Genomic DNA, 18,461 nt, shown 5'->3' with positions numbered 1-18,461 from the left:
CGTCGGTGATGTAAAGTTACTCACCGTAATAGGCGTCGCCATAGGTGTAATGGTACGCCTGCCGCCCGTAACGACGCGCGCGATTTTCGTTCACCAGGTTCAGAACGACGCCCGCCATCTTGCGGGGCGTCTTGAGTTGCGCCACCGCTGACGCCGCCACTTCTCGCGCCGTGGCATCCCACCTGACGACGAACAGCACCTTGTCTGCGAGCAGGGACAGGATCTTCGCGTCGACGATAGGTCCGACCGGCGGGGAGTCGATCACGATGTAATCGTACCTGGCCCGGAGCTTGGACAAGAGCGTCTTCAGCTTATCCGACTGAAGAAGATCCGGAGGGCTGGTGCTCTTGCTTCCTGCAGGAAGATAGTCAACGTCCAGTTCAACATCGTGGCAAATGAACGCATCCTCGCTCTCGCTGGACGCAAGGTAGTCGACGAGGCCGCGCTCTTTTTCCGCCTTGAAGTAATGAGTAGCGGAACGTCTGCGCAGGTCGCAATCCAGAATAAGGACCTTGTGACCAGCCATCGCTGCCGAGCTGGCGATGCTGAGCGCAATCGTCGTCTTACCCTCACTTGGACGGGATGAAGCAACCTGAACGATCTTGGGCGGACGATCCACGTCCGATAGTTGGAGGCCGCTGCGCAAGGTCCTCATCGTCTCGCTGAAGCGGGACAGCGGTTTGTGCAGGGGAAGCAACGGGAGCGACAAGGACTTCCCAGATGCCCGGCGTTCGCGGCCGGAAATGCGAGGAAGTGAGCCGAGTACAGGCAGGCCAAGCGTGTTCTCGACCTGCTGCGCTGTCGTGAAGCCCGTCTTCAGCCGGTCAAGCGCATACGCGATGGCAAACCAAATCGCGAGCCCGAGCAGGACCGCGACGGCGAAGATCCGGTTCCGGTTCGGGCTCACCGGCATCGAACTCGGCTGTGCTCCGACGATCGTGCGCGCCTCCCGCACTTCGAAGGTTGCCTGCTCGTCGGTCAGCTTGGCGCGCTGAAGAAAATCTTCGAACAGGCTCTTGTTGACTGCCGCCGCGCGCTCCAGCTCCCGCAGCGTCACGGCGGTCTGTTCATCCTCACTACCCCGGCTGCTCGCGTCGGTGAACGATTTCTCCGCAGCCGCGAGCTTTGCGACCGCGAGTTCGTAATCCGTCCGAACGGCATCGACCTGTTTTTTGATCTCGACCGACAGCGCCCGCTCGGCATCGCGAGTCTCTGCCGCTGCGCTGATCAGGGCGGGATGCCGTTCCGTATACCGAAAGCGCAGTTCCGCTTCGCGCTGCTTTGCTTGCGAAACGCGGACTTTCAACGCCGCGACTTCCGGCGACGCAAAGATGTTGCTGAGGTCGGCCGCGCTTCCGTTCTTCAAGGCATCTTCGAGCACAGAAAGCCGCAGCTTTTTCTCAGCCACCTCGGAGCGAGCCGCGACGACCTTCGCGTTCAGTTCTGTCATTTGCTGCTGGGTGAACTGGGATGGCCCGCCTGCGACGGATCCGAGCAATCCCGTCTTTGCCCGAAACTGCGCGACAGCATCCTCCGACTTGCGCAGCTGCTGGCCGAGATCCACGAGGCGATCGTTCAACCACTCGGAGGCGCGGCGGGCCGACGCATAACGTGCATCGAGCTTGTCAACCGCATAGGCCTCTGCCACCGCATTGGCGAGACGCGTGGCTTTCTGCGGATCCGTGCTGAAGACCGAGATTGCGATGACCAGGGACTGCCCGGTGCGGGTGATCTGAAGACTGTTCCGCAGCCCATCGACGGCACCCTGAACGGATGCAGGGTTATTGATGTCGACAGGCGGCGACCAGGGTGCCTCCACCGCAAACATCTGCTTCAGCCATGGCGCGACGGGCGGCAGGAGAGCCGAGAGGCTGAGCACCAGCGGCGGTATGACCGGCTCTGGCCGGGGACCCGGAGGGAAAGCGACCGCGTCCGCCTTTACGACCCGTGCCAGCAAATCGTCGGAGCGCATGAGCGCGATCTGGCTTTCCATGAAACTGATATCGAAGGAGACATCCGAGTAGATCTTTTCGGCTCCCGAGATACGCTCCTTGCGGGGATCGAGCAAAATCTGAGACGTGGCGGAAAATACCGGAACCATTCCGACCAAGTAGATCTGGGCCCCTACCAGCGCCAGCAAGACTGCAGAAACCATCAGGAGCCAGTGACGACGAACAAAACCAATATAGGCTTTGTAGTCGAACTCCTGATTGGCCTCGACGAACTGGGGCTCGGGATCAGTTTCGAGTTTGAAGGGCTTGGTCACGGGCAGAACCGGTTCCCGGTGTAAGGTTCGCGTCTCATGTAGTCAGGCCTCGGAGATCAGGCCGTGCGGTGGCTCGTAGACTGCGCCAGTCCGACGCCGAGCAGGACGGCCCAGATCAGGGCGTTTGCCTGGATGCTTAGGGCGAAATCGACCGTCCCGTGAACGCCTACGAGGACCGACACCGCGACGGCGCAAGTCGGCACGGATGCGTTTCGCCGCCGCCGAAGACTACCGATCGCGCAGGCAAGCACGATGAGAGCAATTCCTGCAAGCAGGCAAGTTCCGGCGATCACCCCTAGATCGAGGAGCGTATCGAGATAGATGTTATGAGCCTTCTCCCATACTCCCCAGACGCCCACCGCGTCATCTCGAAACATTGGAAAGATCGCGGGAAACGAGTCCAGGCCGTAACCGTAGAGGGCCGAACCCTGCACCGCATAAGCGGTCGCGTCGCGAATAGCCGCACGACTTGCGTCGATGACACCCTGCTCAACGATCCGCTTGGTCACGAGATCGGCCAACCCGCCAATGATCAGAACGACGAGCAGAATGCCGATGCCGCTGAGCCAGGCCCTCCTGTTGCCGGTCCGCAGGCTGAGAACGATGAACACCGCGAAACCGATAAGCGTGGCGATCGTGCCGCCGCGGGACTGGCTCAGAAGCATAGCTGCACAGCAGATCAGGCTCGACAGGACGGCGAGGAGCACCACCGGCGCGCGCCGGAGCGAAGCCAAGCCGTTCTCACGCATATCGGGATGAGTGTTCATCTTCCGCAGTTCGCGGACCGTGATGGCGATACCAGCGAGGAAACCCATACCCGCGAACTGGGCGAAGGAGTTTCGGTTCAGGAATGTCGCCGTCACGGAGTCAGGGTTCGGCGCCTCGGAAGAGAGGACGTATCCACTGTCCACGGTCAGAAATCCGAGCAGGGAATACAGGGTAACGATCAGAGTTACCGCGAAGACAAGATATCTCGATCGAGTCTCGTTCTGGCCGAGCCCAACCGCCAGCCAGAACGCACTCGCGACGGTAACGAACCGCATCAGAGCGATCAGGGCACGGTCCGGCGCGATCGCAATTCGGCTGCTGATCGCTGTTCCCAAGACGTCGTTGGTCATCGGCCAAAGTGGATGATGCCAGGACTTCGGCGTGAAGACAGAGAGCTGGAGGCACGCCCAGACGAACGCAATCCCCACGAGCGCGAACGCCACCAGCATAAGGGGCGTTACCTTGACCGATTCTGCGCGGCCAAGTGACTGCGCGAGTTCCCTGACGACGAGAAGACCCGGAAAGAGAATGGCATTTACGGCCCAGGCTTGGGGCCGGTCGCTTCCGTACCATGCCGGTGCCCACAGAAGTCCGGCCAGCAGGAGCGCAAAGACGATCCGGTCGACCGCATGATCCCGGTGCGCATGGGTTTTGGGGCCCGGTGTCGCCGCAACTGCGGTCACGCCGAAGTTAAGCTTGGTGTCTCCTTCGATGACGGCCTGGCTCACAGCCCCAACCTCGCGAGGTCCGTAGCGCTCATCCCAATAGCCTGCATCTCGATCCGTACCGCCTCGCGCAAGGCCGGGTCAGCTGCGGCGAAAATGTCACGATAGAGGGACACGGGGCCGTTCGCGTCCGCCGTCGCCGCGATTTCTCGGGCAACCTGCTGCCGGTCGTCGGCCCCCAGGTCGCTCCAGTGCTTGAGGCCCAGGGTCGCGCGCTCCACCATCAGGTAGCCTTCGTGACCGCCAGTGAGACGCGACATGCGCCACGCTGCCAGACCCCCGGCTGTATCGCCGCCTGCAAGCCGCAACTCTGCAAGTGCCTGCCAAGATGTTGGGAGCGTGGGCGACGCCGCGATGAGCTCAATCTCGGCTTTCTCGAGGTCCGCAAACACGGTCGGCGCTGTCGCCGCTTGCAGATCTAGGCGGTATGCGCGGGCAATGAGCATAAATCCGAGACTGTTGGTCCAGCGCTGCAGGTCCTTTTCGGCTGCAGCCCACACGACCGTGCCACCACTTGTGCCAGCCGAGAGGATCGATTGGGCCCAAGTGACGCGGTCCAGCATACCGTGGAAGCGCAACACCTGGATTCCAAGCACCATTGCGACAAGCGCAACCGAAACGATAACGACGCGGCCGGTCGCTCCGGCAATGCTGCTGATCAATGCGGACCGGTGCACCGGTCATCCCCCAAGTTGAAGTAGGGGCTCGACGAAGGATTGCGCCTGCCTGTAGCGCAGGGATCTTTGGCCTTCGTACTCGCTGTATTCGCCGAAAGCAGGACCCGAGCGATATCGTCGGGCTTCGCTCGCGATCCGCCCAGAGTTCGTCCGGCAGGCTCCTGTGCCACAGCCTGCCTCGGACCGGTGCCAAGAACGATCGCCATTACCAGCACCAGCAAAACGCTTGTGAATTTCAGCACGCTACCGCCATTCGGGTGAATCGCTCCCCGCCCCGTCCGTCCTGATGATCGACCGCGCCGTGGCGCGGCCGGTGTCTCACACGGCCGGGGCGAGAGCCCGGCTGTCCATGCGCACGGCGATCCGCGATCCCATGATCTGCAGGAGCACGCGCACGCGGCCATTGTCGTCGAGGCGCTCCAGCACTCCGACGAGATCGGTGAAAGGTCCATCCAGGACACGGACGTCCTGACCCGGCGACAGGCCGCGGTCGAGGCGGACGGCGCCATCCCCGTCAAGCCCGGCAAGCAGGTCCTCCACGACACCACGAGGGACCGGGACCGGAGCTTCACGGATCATGAAGAGCGATGACACGCCGAACGTTGATCTCACCGACAACCAGCGGTCGCGGTTGAGGTCAAGTCTGACGAAGAGATAACGGGGGAAGAGGGGCGCCATGACCGACTTCACCTTGCGGGCATGCCGCACGGTGCGGCGCTGCGCAGGCAAGAAGCACTCAAAGCCCTGCCGCCCGAGGTTTACGCGGGCTTTCTCTTCCGCGTGGGGATGGCTCTGCACGAGGTACCAGCGGGCGGTATCAGCCTCGCCACCGGTGACCAAGCAGTCAACCCCATCGCCATGGGCTTCACTCAGCCCCGAACGCATATGCCCCTCCGCCTACGCCGCACTCTGGGACCGCCGAGCGCCCAAGCGCCGACTTCGAACTTGAGCAATCCAACAACTTCACTTACAAATTAATATAAAGGTTGCGCAAGCGCAAGGCTGGCTGCCTTCCGAGGCAGCCGCGTTTCCGCCCCGTCCAGTTACATAGTTAACTGATTTCGAGAAGGCCGGGGTCACTGAACTTCCATCTCCGGTGTCACGACGACCATGACTGGAACGAGTAAAGAAAGGAGAAGAGCGTACAGTTAGCAAACCGTTGCAGTCGTAACACGTCCACTGCCGGATTTTCTGTATGACAGCGGCAAAGCCGGCATGAAGCTTCGGGAAGCTCAGGCAGGAAGAAAAAGATGCTACCAACGGCTCATAACGATGTGTATCAGCCGATCGGATCGGACGAAATTATATTGCGCTGCAAAAAAGGTCTTCTCGATTTTTGATTACTATCATTTTGTATGCAGCTTGCGCTGAAAATGGGGTTCAGGGCGGTAAATCGTGAATCGGAAGCCTAGATGTCCGCGCAGTCACGAGCAGAACTATCGTGGATCCCTCGCGCTCTGATCGACAGCGACTATTAACTGTCAGCACAATTCGCGGCCGTATCGCGGGACAGGACAGCAAGGGAAGTGTTGACAATGAAGCATTTTCAGTTTGTTAAATTTGAAACAGTTTGAACTGGATATTCTCATACCCTTAAGCTAGCGAATTGTGATGGTTGCCGGGCCCGGCATCTTTGCCGGGATTGATGGAGGGATATGTGCTCGAGGCGGATCTGCGCGACAGCAAGGTGTCCTTCGCCAAGGGAAATAAGCTTCCCTACGAGCGAGATGCGACAATCGCAGGTCTGTTCAGGACTCAGGCCGGCAGGACGCCGAAGGCGATCGCGCTTCAATGTGGCTCGGCCGAGTGGACCTATGAGCAGTTGGACCGCTGGTCGGACGTGATGGCCTCATGGCTGGCCGGACATGGCGTCGTGCGCCATGCCCGGGTCGGTTTGCTCGCCGACCGTTCGCCGGCCGCAGTCGCTGCCATGCTGGCCGTCGCAAAGCTCGGAGCCGCCTTCGTTCCGTTCGACACGCAATATCCGCTCAACCTCCTTCGTGACCTTGTTTCTGACGCGTCCCCGCTCGTGATGGTGTCCACTCGGGACGCCTGGCGAGCCGGAGCGATAAATTTCCGCGGGCCTGTGCTGATGCTGGACGAAGTCGGGACTGACCCGGCCGGCAACGTGGCCCCGTCCTCTCTCGCCACGGGCGCGGGGACGGATCCCGCCTACGTCATGTACACCTCCGGCTCGACGGGCCGGCAGAAGGGCGTCGTCGTGCCGCACCGGGCCATTGCGCGCCTCGTCCGCAACACGGACTTCGCCGAACTCGGACCCGACGAGGTGTTCCTGCAGCTGGCGCCGATCTCGTTCGACGCTTCGACCCTCGAGATCTGGGGAGCGCTGCTGAACGGCGGCCGCCTGGCATTCCTCGAAGAGAAGACACCGTCTCTCTCCCAGATCGCCGAAGCCATCCGGAAATTCCGGGTCACGACGCTGTGGCTGACAGCCGGCCTCTTCCACCTGATGGTGGACCGCCATATCGAGGCCTTCGCGCCGCTGCGCCAGCTCCTCGCCGGGGGCGACGTGTTGTCACCTGCCCATGTGGGCCGGGTGATGGATGCCCACCCGCATCTTCGCGTGATCAACGGATACGGTCCGACCGAAAACACCACGTTCACATGCTGCCATACCGTGCCGCGGCCTTTCGCAGGCGGGGCACTTCCGATCGGGCGCCCGATCGCGAACACCCACGTGGTGATCCTTGACGATGCGCTGAACCCGGTTCCCGCCGGGGAAGTCGGTCAGCTTTGTGCGGGGGGTGACGGCGTCGCGCTCGGGTACCTCAACCAGCCCGAACAGACGGCCGCGAAGTTTATTGCCGATCCCTTCAGCGACGAGCCCGATGGCCGCCTCTACCTCACCGGCGACCTCGCGAAACTTCTACCGGACGGCACCATCGCCTTCCTTGGCCGTGGCGACACCCAGGTGAAGATCGACGGCAAGCGGATCGAGATGGAAGAGGTCGACGCCGCGATCCGGAAACTCGCAGGCGTTGACGACGTGACGGTGATCGCGCGCGAAGATGTGCCTGGGCAGAAGCGACTGGCCGCTTATGTGGTGCTCGCCGCCGCCGGGGCGCCAAGCCTCGGGGCCCTTCGTGACCAGCTGCGAGATCTGCTGCCCGCCTTCATGGTCCCGGCCGACTTTGTCGAGCTCGACGCGCTGCCGCTGACCATCAACGGCAAGGTCGACCGGCGCGCTCTTCCGGCCCCACTTCGCGCCGTCGGTCAAAGTGCTACGTCGACCGAGCGCGTTGCAGCGGGCACCGAGGACACGGTGGCCCGGGTCTGGCGCGACGTCCTCGCCATGCCTGCCATATCGCCGCAGGACAACTTCTTCGACCTCGGGGGCACGTCTCTGAAGGCCATGGCCGTGCACGAGAGGTTGCAGGCGGCGACCGGCAAGGCGATCGCGCTCACCGATCTTTTCCAGTTTCCGACCATCCGGGCGCTCGCGGCACATCTCGATGCGGCGGACGGCGGGCCGGCGCGACAATCCGGGCTTGACGCGCGTGTCGCGGCGCGCGCTCAGGCGGCGCAGCGTATGCGCCAGCTACGGGGGGCCTAGAACAATGTCGTTCGACGACACCAACGCGGCTCCCCTCCCCCCTGGCATCGCCATCGTCGGCATGGCGGGCCGCTTCCCGGGCGCGGCTTCCGTGCGGGAGCTGTGGCGCATGGCGTGCGAGGGGCGGCATGGCTTCTCGCGCTTCGCGCCGGAAGAGATCGAGGACGTGTACACGGAGCTGGAGCGGGCGCAGGCCGACTACGTGCCGGTGCGGCCGATTCTGCCGGACGCCGACCTGTTCGACGCCGCGCTGTTCGGCATGAAGTCGCGCGAGGCTGCGTTGACCGATCCGCAGCACCGGGCCTTCCTGGAGGTCTCCTGGGCGGCGCTGGAGGATGCGGGCTACGATCCCAGGGGCTGCGCCGGCGCCAGCATCGGCGTCTATGCCGGCTGCAGCTACAACACCTATATGCTGCACCACGTCCTGTCCGACCCCGCTGTCGCCGCCAGGTTCACCACGGACTTTCAGGTCGGCAGCTACGACCAGCTCGTCGGCGGCATTGCGGATGCCTTCGCAACGCGCGTTGCCTACAAGCTCGACCTGCGCGGCCCGGCGATGACCATCGCCACCGCCTGCTCCACCTCGCTCACCGCGGTGGCGCAGGCCGTTCAGGCACTGTCCCTGCACGAATGCGACATGGCGCTCGCAGGCGGCGTGTCCGTCACCTTCCCCCAGCAGCGCGGCTACATCGCCACCGAAGGCGCCATGGTGTCGCCGGACGGCACCTGCCGGCCCTTTGATGCCGGCGCCAACGGCACCGTCTTCGGCTCGGGCGCCGCCGTGGTGCTGCTGAAGCGCGTCGAGGATGCGGTGCGCGATGGTGACCATATCTACGCGGTTATCCGCGGCACCGCCGTCAACAATGACGGCGCGTCCAAGGTGGGCTTTACGGCCCCCAGCGTCGACGCGCAGGCCGAGGTCATCGCCACCGCGCAGGCAGTGGCGGGCGTCGAGCCGGGCGACATCGGCTATGTCGAGTGCCACGGCACGGCGACGCCGCTCGGCGACCCCATCGAGGTCGCGGCACTGAAGAAGGCCTTCGGGCCCGTGGATGGCGTGCGCTGCCTCATCGGATCGGTGAAGGGCAATGTCGGCCATCTCGACGCCGCCGCAGGCGTGACCGGGCTGATCAAGGCGGCGCTGGCGGTCGAGAGCGGGACCATCCCGCCCACGCTGCACTTCCAGCGGCCGAACCCGCTTCTGGAGATCGAGAACTCGCCCTTCGCGGTGGCGGGCTCTCTCTCCTCGTGGCCGGAAAAGCCCGGTCCCCGCCGCGCCGGCGTCTCGGCGCTGGGCGTGGGCGGCACCAACGTCCATGTCGTGCTGGAGCAGGCTCCCGAGACCGGATTGGGCGCAACCAGCGGCGAAACGGTTCCGCACCTCCTGGCGCTATCCTCCCGCACGGCCGAAGGGCTCGCCGAGGCCCGCAAGGCCCTCGCGGCGCGGCTCGCCGCCGAGCCGGATCTCGACCTGGCCGGCGTCGCCCATACGCTGCGGACCGGCCGCACGCCCTTCGCGCATCGCACGGCCGTGGTGGCCCGCGACAGCGAGAGCGCCATTGCGGCGCTGAACGCCTCCGCCGCGGTGTCGGGCGAGGCAAAGCAAACCTCTCCGCTGGTCGTCTTCATGTTCCCCGGCCAGGGCTCCCAGCACCTCGGTATGGGCAGCTCGATGTACCGTGACTTCCCGGTGTTCCGCGCCGAGATGGACCGCTGCGCCGACCTCCTCCGCCCGCAGCTCGGCGCGGACATCCGCGAGATCCTCTGGCCCGCGGAGCACACGCCCGAGGCGCTGGCCCGCCTCACCGACACGGCCCATGCGCAGCCCGCCATCTTCGCCGTCGAATATGCGCTTGCCCGGCAGTGGCAGGCGCTGGGCGTGCAGCCCTCGGCCATGGTCGGCCACAGCGTCGGCGAGTTCGTCGTCGCCTGCCTGTCCGGCGTCTTCTCGCTGGAGGATGCCCTCTCCCTGGTTGCCGAGCGCGGCCGGCTGATGAGCTCGCTGCCCGGCGGCGCGATGCTGAGCGTTCGCCTGCCGGAGAAGGATCTCGTTCCGCTCCTGCCGCAGGGCGTGTCCATTGCCGCCATCAACGGCCCGTCGCTCTGCGTTGCCGCGGGACCCTTCGAGGCCATCGAGCGGCTCGAGGCCATGCTGAAGGAAAAGGACGTGCTGGCCCGACGCCTGCACACCTCGCATGCCTTCCACTCCGCCATGCTGGACCCGATCCTGCCGGCGCTGACGGAGAAGGTGCGCGGCATGCGGCTCTCGCCTCCTGCCAGCCCCTACGTCTCCACCCTCACCGGCACCCGGATCCGTCCGGACGAGGCGACCTCGCCCGACTACTGGGCCCGCCACTGCCGCGATACGGTGCGCTTCGAGGACGCGCTGCGCACCATCGCCGATGCCGGTTCCGTGCTGCTGGAAGTGGGCCCGGGCGTCGTGTTGACGACCCTCGCCACCCAGTCGCTCGGCCGCGGGCGGACCCTGCCCATCGTGGCGGCCCTCTCCGACCCAGCCGCCGAACGCCCCGATGCCGACGCCTTCGTCGAGGCTGCCGGCCGCCTCTGGTGCACGGGCGTGGAGGTCGACCGCGCCGCGCTGCCCGGCGCCGATGGCCCGCACCGCCGCGTCTCCCTGCCCCCGACAGTGCTCGACCGCCGCCGGTACTGGGTGGACCGCAAGGTCCCGGCGGCCGCGGCCGCCGCACCCGCTCTTCCCGCTCCGGAGCCGGCTCCGGCCGCCCCGCCTGTTTCCGAATTGCCTGCCGTCGTGGAGTCCGCCTTGAACGACAGACCCGTCATCGCCGCCGCCGCGCCCCTACCCTCGCGTGACCAGCAGCTCGCCGACGTGCTGCGCGCAATTCTAGAGGACCTCTCGGGCGAGGACCTTTCGGGCGCCGACCCGGCGACAAGCTTCCTGGAGCTCGGCTTCGACTCGCTGTTCCTCACCCAGGCGGTGCGGCGCATCAACGACCGGTTCGGCGTCAAGCTCGGCTTCCGCCAGCTGCTGGGCGAGCTGTCCAGCATCTCGGCGCTGGTCGGGCACCTGCTGCCCGGCGTGACCGACGCCATGCTGCCGCCTCCCCCGGCCACCGTGGCCCCTGCCGTTCCCGCAGCGCCGGCCATCGCTGCACCAATGCCCATCACAGCGGCGCCGGTCGCCCCTGCCACGCCGGCTCACGCCCTTGCCGCACCCGCCGGCTCGATCGAAGGCCTGCTGCGCGCCCAGCTCGAAACCATGTCGGCGCTGATGGCGCGCCAGCTCGACGCTCTTCAGGGCTCGACCGCCCTCGCTTCCCCCGCTGCGATCCCGGCCGCCGTCCAGGCTCCGGTTGCCACACCAGCACCTGCCCCGGCCACTCCCGTTCCCGCCCCGGCATCCGTTGGGCCGGCTGCGAAGCCCGCGTCCGACAATCCCGGCGGCGAGAACAACCGCTTCGCCGGCCTCTCGGCCGCACGCGCCGCGGGCGACCTCGGCCTCACCGACGCGCAGAAGGCGCACATCGCCGACCTCGTCGCCGCCTACAACGCCAAGACGAAGAGCTCCAAGGCGCTCACCGAGAAGAACCGCGCCGTCCTCGCCGACCCGCGCGTCGTCGCCGGCTTCCGTCCGGAGTGGAAGGAGCTCATCTACCCCATCGTCACCGACCGCTCCTCCGGCTCCAAGCTGTGGGACATCGACGGCAACGAGTATGTCGACATCCTCAACGGCTTCGGCCCGACCGCGCTCGGCCACGCGCCCGACTTCGTCGTCGAGGCAATGCAGGAGCAGCTGAAGAAGGGCTTTGAGATCGGCCCCATGACGCCGCTGGCCGGCGAAGTGGCTGATCTCGTCTGCGAACTCACCGGCAACGAACGCGCCACGCTCTGCAACACCGGCTCGGAAGCCGTGATGGCGGCGATGCGCATAGCGCGGACCGTCACCGGCCGCGACAAGGTGGTGATGTTCACCGGCTCCTATCACGGCCAGTTTGACGAGGTGCTGATCAAGAAGGGCCGCCGCAACGGCCAGGAATGCGCCGTCCCCTCCGCGCCCGGCATCCCCCTCGGCTCGGCCGGCAACATGGTCGTGCTCGACTATGCCGCCCCCGCCTCGCTGGACTGGATCCGCGCCCATGCCGGCGAGCTCGCGGCCGTGCTCGTCGAGCCCGTGCAGAGCCGCCACCCCGACCTGCAGCCCGTCGAATTCATCCGCGACCTCCGCAAGGTCGCCGACGAGGCCGGCTTCGCCCTCGTCTTCGACGAGGTGGTGACCGGCTTCCGCATGCACCCCGGCGGCATGCAGGCCGTGTTCGGCATCCGCGCCGACCTCGCCACCTACGGCAAGGTCGCCGGCGGCGGCATGCCCATCGGCATTCTCGCAGGCAAGAAGCGCTTCATGGACGCGCTCGACGGCGGGGAATGGCGCTTCGGCGACGACTCTGCGCCCGAGGTCGGCGTCACCTTCGTGGCCGGCACCTTCGTGCGCCATCCCGTCACGCTTGCCGCCTGCAAGGCCGTGCTCGAGTATCTGAAGGCGCAGGGCCCGGAGCTGCAGCAGCGTGTCGCCGGGCGCACACGCACCTTGGTAGACGCGCTTAATCACATCCTCTCCCAGCGCGGCATCCGCAGCCGCGTCGAGACATATGGCAGCGTCTTCTACGTCAATTTCGCCAACGAGGACCGGCTCGCCTCGCTGTTTTACCACCACATGCGGTTGCGCGGCGTCCACCTGCAGGAAGGCTTCCCCTGCTTCCTGACGACCAGCCACAGCGACGAGGACTTCGCCCAGATCGAGCGCGCCTTCCGCGAGTCGATCGACGCGCTGCAGTCGGTGGGGATCGTGGCCGGAAACGCGCAGGCAGCTTCGGCCGCTCCGGCGGTCGCCCCCGCCCCGGCTGCTCCCGCGCCCTCCGCGACGGCAAGGCAGGCCGAGCCCATCGAGATCCCGCTGACCGAGCCGCAGACCGAAATCTGGATGGCGGCCCAGCTCGGTGACGAGGCCTCCTGCGCCTTCAACGAATCCGTCAGCATCACGCTCCGCGGGCCGCTGGATACGGGCCACGTCCAGGCGGCGCTCGACCGTATCGTCGAGCGCCACGAGGCGCTGCGCCTCGTCTTCGAGCCGAACGGCGAGCGCGCCACGATCCAGCCGCACGCGCCCTCCTTCCTGCCCGTGCTCGACCTCTCCGTCCTGCCGGCGGACGAAGCGCAGGAGCGCTTCGACGCCCTCATCGCCTCCGAGGCGAAGACGCCCTTCGAGCTGTCCGCCGGCCGGCCCTGGCGCGCCACGCTGGTGAAGCGGGCAGCGCAGGAGCACGTGCTCGTCTTCACCGCCCACCACATCGTCTGTGACGGATGGTCGTCCAACGTCATCGTCACCGAACTCGCCGAGATCGTCGACGCGCTCGCAAGCGGCCGCGAGCCCGACCTCGGCCCCGCCGTGCGCTGGGCCGACCACGTTGACGCCGAGGCTAAGCTGCCTTCCGACCCCGCCTGGCAGGAAACGAAGCGCTACTGGCTCGCCGAGTACGAGACGCTTCCGCCCACCCTCGACCTGCCCACCGACCGCCCTGCCCCGGCGACCCGCAGCTTCCGCGGCGCCACCACCGTGAAGAGCATCGGCGTCGACACGCTGGCCCGCGTGAAGGCTCTCGGCAAGGCGCGCAGCTGCACGCCCTTCGCCACGCTGCTCACCGGCTTCGAGATCCTGGTCGGGCGCCTCGCACAGCTCGATGACATCGTCGTCGCCATCCCCTTCGCCGGCCAGGTGCTGGAGGAGGACGGCTCCCTCGTCGGCCACTGCGTCAACTTCCTGCCGGTCCGCGCCCGCTGGACGCCCGAGACCCGCGCCGAGGAGCTCCTCGCCGCCACGCAGACCAAGCTTTTCGAGGCGTCCGAGAACCAGCGCTTCACGCTGGGCACCCTGGTGCGCGAGCGCAACGTCCCCCGCGACATGAGCCGCCTGCCCCTCACCTCCGTGCAGTTCAACTTCGAGCGCACGGCCGAAGGCCTGAAGGCGGGCGAGGCGACGGTGGACCTGAAGGCCAACCCGAAGGCCGCCGCGAACTACGACGTGTTCTTCAACGTCGTCGAGCGGCAGGGTCGCCTGGATGTGGAGTGCGACTACGCAACGGACGTGCTGGACGAGGTCACGATCCACCGCTGGATCGGCCACTACCAGACGATTCTGGAGGAACTGGCGGCGGACCCGTCACGCTCCGTCGCCCGCCTGCCGCTCCTCACGGAGGCCGAGCGTCAGCTCATGCTCTCGGACTGGAACGCGACCGAAGGCGACTACCGGCGCGACATCCCGATGCATCGCATGTTCGAGGAGCGCGCGGCGTCAGAACCCGACCGCACGGCCCTCGTCTTCGGCGAGGAGCGGCTGACCTATGGCGACCTCGACCGCCAGGCGGAGGCACTAGCCCAGCGTATCCGCGCCAAGGTGCCCGGCACCGGCGAGCGCGTGGCCGTGCTGCTGGAGCGCTCGCCGCGCATGGTGGCGGCCCTCATCGCGGTGCTGAAGGCGGGCCACGCCTATGTGCCGCTCGACCCCCGCTTCCCGCCGGCCCGCATCGCCGCGACGCTCAAGGCCGCGCGGGTGGCCGCCGTCATCACCGAGGATGCGAGCAAGCCAGCCGACCTTCCTGAGGCGGCGGCGCTGATCAACCTCGACCAGTCCCGCCCTGAGCTTGTGGCGGGCGGCAAGCCCGCGCAGGCGCCGAAGCCAACCGACCCGGCCTACGTGATCTTCACCTCCGGCTCGACCGGCGTGCCGAAGGGCGTCGCGGTCGGCCACCAGAGCGTGGTCAATTTCCTGACCGCAATGGCCGCCAAGCCCGGCCTGTCGGCGGACGACACGATGCTCTCCGTCACCACCATCTCCTTCGACATCGCCGTGCTCGAGATCTTCGGCCCGCTCAGCGTGGGCGGCACGGTGGTCATTGCCTCGCGCGAGGACGTAGTGGACGGCTCCGTCCTCCTCGACATGATCCACGCCAAAAAGGCGACCGTGATGCAGGCCACGCCGTCCGGCTGGCGCATGGTGCTGGAGGCTGGGCTGAAGGGCCGCACGCCCCCGGGCTTCCGCATCTTCTGCGGCGGCGAGGCGCTTCCCGCCGACCTCGCAATCGACCTCCGCGCCACCGGCGCAGCCGTGTGGAACCTTTACGGCCCGACCGAGACGACCATCTGGTCGTCCGCCGGCCTCGTGGGCGAGGGCCCGGTGACGATCGGCGAGCCGATCCTCAACACGTCCTTCTTCATCGTCGATCGCCACGACGAGCTCCTCCCGCCCGGCGCCCCCGGCGAACTGCTCATCGGCGGCGAGGGCCTCGCGCTGGGCTATTTCGACAACCCCGACCTGACTGCCAAGGCCTTCCCCACCCTCGCAATCGGCGGCCTCCCGCCCCGACGGCTCTACCGCACGGGCGACCTCGCCCGCCGCCTGCCTAACGGCTCCATCCAGCATCTGGGCCGCAAGGACCACCAGGTAAAGCTGCGCGGCTTCCGCATCGAGCTGGAAGAGATCGAGACCGTCATGCGCAGCTTCCCCGGCGTGGCGGAGGCCGCGGCATCCGTGGTCACGGACGACGCCGGCGCGCAGAGGCTGTGCGGGTATTTCACAGGTGACCCGGTGGTGACGAAGGAAGCGCTGCAGGCGCATGTCGCGGCACAGCTTCCCGACTACATGCGACCGGTCCTCTGGAAACGACTCGACGCCATGCCGCTCACAGGCAACGGCAAGCTCGATCGCAAGGCTCTTCCGCAAGTCGCTCTGGAGAGAGCCGTCCCGGCACGCCCGGGCTCTGCTGCCGAGGCAGAGAACCTGACGCCGGTGCAGCAAAAGATCCAGGCCGTCTGGAAAGAGGTGCTGAAGCTCGACCACGTTCCCGTGGAAGAGAGCATCTACGCCCTCGGCGCAGACTCGATCCAAGTGTCACGAATCGCGGCCCGCCTTACCGCCGAGGGCCTGCCCATCACCGCCCGGCACATCCTGAAGGACCGCACAGTCGCGAAGCTCGCCTCCTCTCTTGAGATCATCAGCGCGCCGGCCTCCAGCGCACCCTCCCTGTCAGACTTCCGCCGATCGCGGACCAACGCGGCTCAGAGGACGACACTACAATGAGCGTTCGCCGACAGGACGCCGCCCCCGCACAGCAACTGACCGAAGCCGGAGCTTCGCGAGGGATCGACTTTCCTTGCACGCTCTTTCAGGAAGGGGTCCTGCGGCACTCCTCGCTCCTCGGGCCGGCGCAGAACGCGACATACAGGTTCCAGCTGAACGGCCGGATTGACGCCGACATCGTCGGGAAGGCGCTCCAGGCGCTCGTCGACCGCCATGAAATCCTGCGGACATCGTTTCCCATGGTGGACGGCACGTTCGTGCAGCGGGTTGTCGCGTCCGCGATGCTGCCGTTCTGCTTCGTCGACATCTCCGGGCTGCCATCTGATGCAGCCGGCAGATACGCAGATGCGCTTGGAGAGAAGGAAGTTAGCACCCCGTTCGATATCGGGACCGCCCCACTCTTCCGGGCAGCCCTTGTCCGGACGGCGCAGGACGAAGCTTTGCTCGCCCTCACCTTCCACAACGCGGTGATTGACGGCTGGTCACTCGGCATCCTGACACAGGAATTCGTGGACGCCGCACGCGCACTTCACGAAGGCCGCTCCTTTTCACCGGAGCCTGTAGATCTGCATCACGGCGACTACGCCCTCTGGCAGCAACAGGTCCTCGAGAGCGACGCGCTCGACGGTGACCGCCATTACTGGCACGAGCACCTCACGAGCCTGACCAGTTTCCGGATCCCTTACGACCGACCGAAGCGCAAGGCAGGTCTGGCCAAATCCGAGATCGTGTCCACTGTCGCGTCGCGCGCCACCACGGATCGCCTCGAGCAGTTCGCGAAAGAACAAGGGCACACCTTCTTCCAGGTGGCGGTTGCAACTCTCGCCCTCTGCCTGCGCCGCCTCAATCCGAAAAACGAGGTCGTCTTCAGCAGCCCGGTCGCCGCGCGAGACAGCGTCGAGGCGGAGGGCATCGTGGGTCCGCTCCTCAACACGATCATCCTGCGGTTTGACATGCCGCCGGACCAGACGGTCGCATCAGCCATTGGCAGGATCGCCGCTGTCGTGGATGAGGCTCTCAGTCATCGCGACCTGCCGGTCGAGGATGTAATTCCCCCATCACCCGACACACCCTACCCGGTGTGCCCCATCAACTTCACCCTGCTTCGGGCACTCGGCGACTTCGCATTCGGGGCAAAATTTGCTGCCGGCGCCTTTACCATGACAACGGTACCGTCGCAGGCCTGCGGGGCCGTGTGGGATCTCAATTTCTTCATGGTAGACCGCGCCAGCGGCTGGCGCCTGTCCTGCGAAGGCAATGCCGACCTCTACGATCAGGATACGCTGGAGCGCATTGTCGACCTGTGGCGCGACGTCATCGAGTCTCTCGTCGAGTTCAGCACGAAGAGTATCGGCGACCTGGCAACTGAAAGCCGAACGAACACTGAGCGCCCGGTTGAAGAAGCGGCACTTCAGGTCCGGGCTCCCCGTCGTGCGGCGGCAGCCGCCACAAAACACCTCCGCGTTCTGGAGTTAAGTGATCAAGGACATGCGACGCCGATCATCATGATCAACATCGGCGGCACGCTCCGACGCGTTTCAGACCGCCTGCCCGACCGGCCCTTCATCGATCTGTCGTTCTCCGGCCCGTATGATCCCCCAAATGCAGCGCCTGACGTAGCTCACTATGTCGACGACGCGGTCGCGATGATCGAAAGATCTGCTCCCAGCGGTCCCTATATAATCGCAGGTGAATGTTTTACGGGGGGCACAGTGGCTCTCGAAACTGCGCGGCGGCTACAGGAACGCGGACACGTTATTGAGCTTCTGGTGATCTTCGACGCGTGGGCACCTGGCTACCGCGAAACAATGCCCAAAGTGCTGCAGCACTGGCGGCTTTGGAAGCTACGCTACCTCCGCTGGAAGTTGGAAGGCGGTATATTGCGCAACCTCGTGCTTCTGGTTAAGGGCCGGGGCAGCAGAGATGTCGGCGACCCCATGCAATCGACAGACGACCCGCAGACGCAATTCTACCGCAACGTCATGATCGAAGCCTGCGCCAAACTCCGGCCGCTGCCCTACCAGGGAAATGCGGTGGTGTTCAGGACGGCCGAAGCCGCCACAGGTATTGGATTTCGTCACGACATGGGATGGCGGTCCATCGTGCAGGGGCAGTTGTCGGTACAAATGCTCCCGACCGATCATTACAACATGTACAATGACGCGAGCTCATACACGATAGCGAATACGCTCAAAGCGATCCTGCAAAGCCAGCCTAAGGCTGGCGAAATCGTTACCCGAAAATAACAAGATAAAGTCGTGAAATCCTTGCCACCTTTCGAAAAGGCGTCGGCGTGCATTCAGGATTAATAGGAGGATTGATCCCGGTGAACGCAGTTTTA

General features: G+C 65.6%; 7 protein-coding genes. 3 read left to right on the top strand and 4 right to left on the bottom strand.

What is annotated here, in order from left to right:
- Nucleotides 1-16: 16 nt before the first annotated feature.
- From AC5JCN_RS01445 to nusG, 4 genes are all read right to left on the bottom strand, one after another.
- Nucleotides 17-2,266, bottom strand: coding sequence for a GumC family protein (locus AC5JCN_RS01445; RefSeq protein ID WP_495753223.1), 2,250 nt, complete (start codon nt 2,264-2,266; stop codon nt 17-19).
- Nucleotides 2,267-2,322: 56 nt separating this feature from the next.
- Nucleotides 2,323-3,762 (bottom strand): O-antigen ligase family protein, encoded by a 1,440-nt coding sequence (locus AC5JCN_RS01440; RefSeq protein ID WP_495753222.1) that lies wholly within the window; start codon nt 3,760-3,762, stop codon nt 2,323-2,325.
- Nucleotides 3,759-4,436 carry a hypothetical protein gene (locus tag AC5JCN_RS01435; RefSeq protein WP_495753221.1) on the bottom strand — a complete coding sequence of 226 codons (678 nt, stop codon included), beginning with the start codon at nt 4,434-4,436 and terminating at the stop codon, nt 3,759-3,761. The genes AC5JCN_RS01440 and AC5JCN_RS01435 overlap by 4 nt, the downstream gene beginning before the upstream one ends.
- 318 nt (nt 4,437-4,754) lie before the next feature.
- The gene (nusG, locus tag AC5JCN_RS01430) at nt 4,755-5,321 is read right to left on the bottom strand and encodes a transcription termination/antitermination protein NusG (RefSeq protein ID WP_495753220.1); all 567 of its coding nucleotides are present in this window, start codon (nt 5,319-5,321) and stop codon (nt 4,755-4,757) included.
- A gap of 772 nt (nt 5,322-6,093) precedes the next feature.
- On the opposite strand from nusG, the gene AC5JCN_RS01425 reads away from it, so the two are divergent.
- From AC5JCN_RS01425 to AC5JCN_RS01415, 3 genes are read left to right on the top strand one after another with little or no spacing between them, the layout of a single operon-like run.
- Complete coding sequence (locus tag AC5JCN_RS01425; RefSeq protein WP_495753219.1) at nt 6,094-8,010, top strand: non-ribosomal peptide synthetase; 1,917 nt, start codon at nt 6,094-6,096, stop codon at nt 8,008-8,010.
- 4 nt (nt 8,011-8,014) lie between these two features.
- The gene (locus AC5JCN_RS01420) at nt 8,015-16,120 is read left to right on the top strand and encodes an amino acid adenylation domain-containing protein (protein ID WP_495753218.1); all 8,106 of its coding nucleotides are present in this window, start codon (nt 8,015-8,017) and stop codon (nt 16,118-16,120) included.
- Nucleotides 16,117-18,366, top strand: a complete 2,250-nt coding sequence (locus AC5JCN_RS01415) for a condensation domain-containing protein (RefSeq protein ID WP_495753217.1) — start codon at nt 16,117-16,119, stop codon at nt 18,364-18,366. The genes AC5JCN_RS01420 and AC5JCN_RS01415 overlap by 4 nt, the downstream gene beginning before the upstream one ends.
- Nucleotides 18,367-18,461 lie beyond the last annotated feature (95 nt).

The organism is Alsobacter sp. (assembly GCF_059501845.1).
This window is presented reverse-complemented; position numbering and strand designations above follow the sequence as displayed.